Genomic DNA, 2,390 nt, shown 5'->3' with positions numbered 1-2,390 from the left:
CACCGGCGTCCACAGGCCGAACACCCCGCGCAACACGGCCGGCGACGCCCCCGTCTATGTCCCGCCCTTCGATGATCCCCACGAGGTGCCCCTGCTCTCCAAGGGCGAGGCCGCCTTGCAGATCCACGGGATTCCCCGGAAGCGTGGAATCTTCGGGGCCGAAGCCCGCATTCAGCGCGAAATGCGGACAGTCCAGCTCATCAGCCGCCAGATCCTGCCTGCCATCCCGTCGGCCCGGCTCGTCAACGGGCTCCGCTCCCCCTCGGACGACAGCCACATCGACCACGCCCTCCTCGCCGGCTACCGCCTGGCGCTCATCGGTTCCATGCTGCTGCCCAAGGGCGCCTATGCCTGGGACGGGGTGGCGCTCAAGCACGGCGGACGTTCGGTGCCACCGCCCCAGCTCGAGCTGATCGTTCGCCACATGCAGGAGATCTTCCCCGAACTGAATGTAACGTTGGGTAGTCGTCCACAGCCCGGACGGCAACCCCCACGAGCCGGTCATCGACCACTACCGGCGCCAGGACGGGGACTTCGGTTCGGTGCAAATCGTCAACGCCTCCGGTTTGGCCCGCGGCCTCAAGCAGTTCCTGAGTTCGGGCCCCGTGCCCAACACCGTGGTTGTCCCGGTTCTTGCCCGGTTGCTCCGCGGCATGCACTGAGCCCGCAGGAGCCACCCCGTATTTTCGCTGGCTAGGATTGATACGTGTTCCGCATCCTCTTCCACACCCCTGAAATCCCGGGCAACACGGGAAACGCCATCCGGCTCGCCGCCATCACCGGCGCAGAGCTCCACCTCGTGGAGCCGTTGGGCTTCGACTTCTCCGACGCGAAGCTGCGCCGAGCAGGACTCGACTACCACGACCTGGCGGTGGTCACGGTGCACAAGGACATCGAGGCCGCATGGGCGGCTTTGCAGCCCGAGCGCGTCTTCGCGTTCACGTCCGACGGCGAATCCTCCTATACGGACATCGCTTACGAGGAGGGCGATGTCCTGATGTTCGGACCCGAGTCCGTCGGGCTTCCGGACTGGCTGAAGCAGGACCCGCACGTCACGGCCCGCGTCCGGCTCCCCATGCTGCCGTCCCTGCGCTCGCTGAACCTTGCCAACGCTGCCTCTATCGCGGTGTATGAAGCCTGGCGCCAACACGGTTTTGCGGGCGCGAAGCTCTAGCGGGCCTGCTCGTCCGCCCGGACATCCACTGGGTCACCTCCGCGGGTCACCCATCCAAAGCTCCCCCTGCGCCGAATACCCTATGCAGGCCAACAGCCTGGGCAGGCAGCTGGCCTGCGAAGCAGGGCCGGTGGGCGACGGCCGCGGAAGGGGCACAGGTGACTACTCTCAAGACCCGCAGTGCTTCTGGTACTGCCAGGGTCACGAGCAACCTATGCTGGACGGTGATGGATACACCGAATGTGGGAGGCCCCGAGGCCCCCGGCCTGATTGCCGGCTCGAATGCGCAGCTTGCGGAGTTGCTGGGGTTGATGGCCGACGGCGACCGGGTCGCCTTCAGCGAGTTCTACCGCCTCACTGCGCGGCGGGTCTTCGGCATGGCCAAGCGAGTGCTAGTGGATGCCGGCCTGAGCGAAGATACCACCCAGGAAGTGTTCATCCAGGTCTGGCAGAACGCGGCCAAGTTCGATCCCGAGGCCGGCAGCCCGCTCGCGTGGCTCATGACCATCACCCACCGGCGCGCTATCGACCGCGTCCGCTCGGCCCAGTCCGCCACGGACCGGGAAGCGAAATACGGCGCCGCGAGCCAACTCCTTGACCACGATTCAGTGGAAGAAGAAGCCAGCAGCCGGCTTGAAGCCGAGGCCGTCACCCGTTGCCTCGGCACCCTGACGGAAACGCAATTGGAATCCGTACGGCTCGCCTACTATGGCGGGCTCACCTACCGGGAGGTCGCCGAACAACTCGGTGCCGCGATTCCGACCATCAAGTCCCGCATCCGCGATGGACTTCTCCGACTCAAGACTTGCCTGGGGGTGAGCTGACATGACCGAACACGATGACAACAAACGGAACTTCGGGAAGGAAGGCCTCCGCAGGATGTTTGCCACCGATATAGCCACTGACCTCGCCGAAGGCCGCGTCTTGGAGCTTGCCGAGATCTATGCCCTCGACGCCTTGAGCGACGCCGAGCGTGCTGAAATCGACAACTACATTGCCACGGCGCCTGAACGCTCGGCATTCCTCGAACGGGTCCGGCAGTCACGCGAAGCCCTCACCGCTTCCTTCGCCGACGAGGCCGAACCGCGGCCCGGGCTCTTGCAGGACATCCTGCGGCAGCTCCCGGAACAACCACGAACTGCACAAACCGGCACAGCGTCCGCGCCGTCGTCGGTTCCCGAAGTGTCGACTGGAACCGCAACGCACGTTGCCCCCG

General features: G+C 65.7%; 3 protein-coding genes and 1 pseudogene. All 4 read left to right on the top strand.

Translation table 11 applies throughout. The features are described from left to right. Positions 1-662, top strand: a pseudogene (locus tag AHiyo1_RS02685) (molecular chaperone DnaJ); the annotation flags it as partial. Positions 663-706: 44 nt separating this feature from the next. Further along, positions 707-1,174 carry a tRNA (cytidine(34)-2'-O)-methyltransferase gene (locus AHiyo1_RS02680; protein ID WP_059387528.1) on the top strand — a complete coding sequence of 156 codons (468 nt, stop codon included), beginning with the start codon at positions 707-709 and terminating at the stop codon, positions 1,172-1,174. Positions 1,175-1,401: 227 nt separating this feature from the next. After that, positions 1,402-1,998, top strand: a complete 597-nt coding sequence (gene sigK, locus AHiyo1_RS02675; RefSeq protein WP_059387527.1) for an ECF RNA polymerase sigma factor SigK — start codon at positions 1,402-1,404, stop codon at positions 1,996-1,998. 1 nt (position 1,999) lies between these two features. Continuing rightward, positions 2,000-2,390: RskA family anti-sigma factor (locus AHiyo1_RS26090; protein ID WP_445286179.1), on the top strand; the 391-nt coding region annotated here is incomplete at its 3' end.

It is taken from the genome of Arthrobacter sp. Hiyo1 (genome assembly GCF_001263615.2).
In the GTDB taxonomy this organism is placed as follows: domain Bacteria; phylum Actinomycetota; class Actinomycetes; order Actinomycetales; family Micrococcaceae; genus Arthrobacter.
Note: the sequence above shows the minus strand (reverse complement) of the source record. Positions and strands in the feature narration are given on the sequence as shown.

Bases quoted from the DNA above. Each gene is read 5' to 3' on its own strand.
- sigK (WP_059387527.1), top strand. From the start codon at position 1,402: ATGGATACACCGAATGTGGGAGGCCCCGAGGCCCCCGGCCTGATTGCC.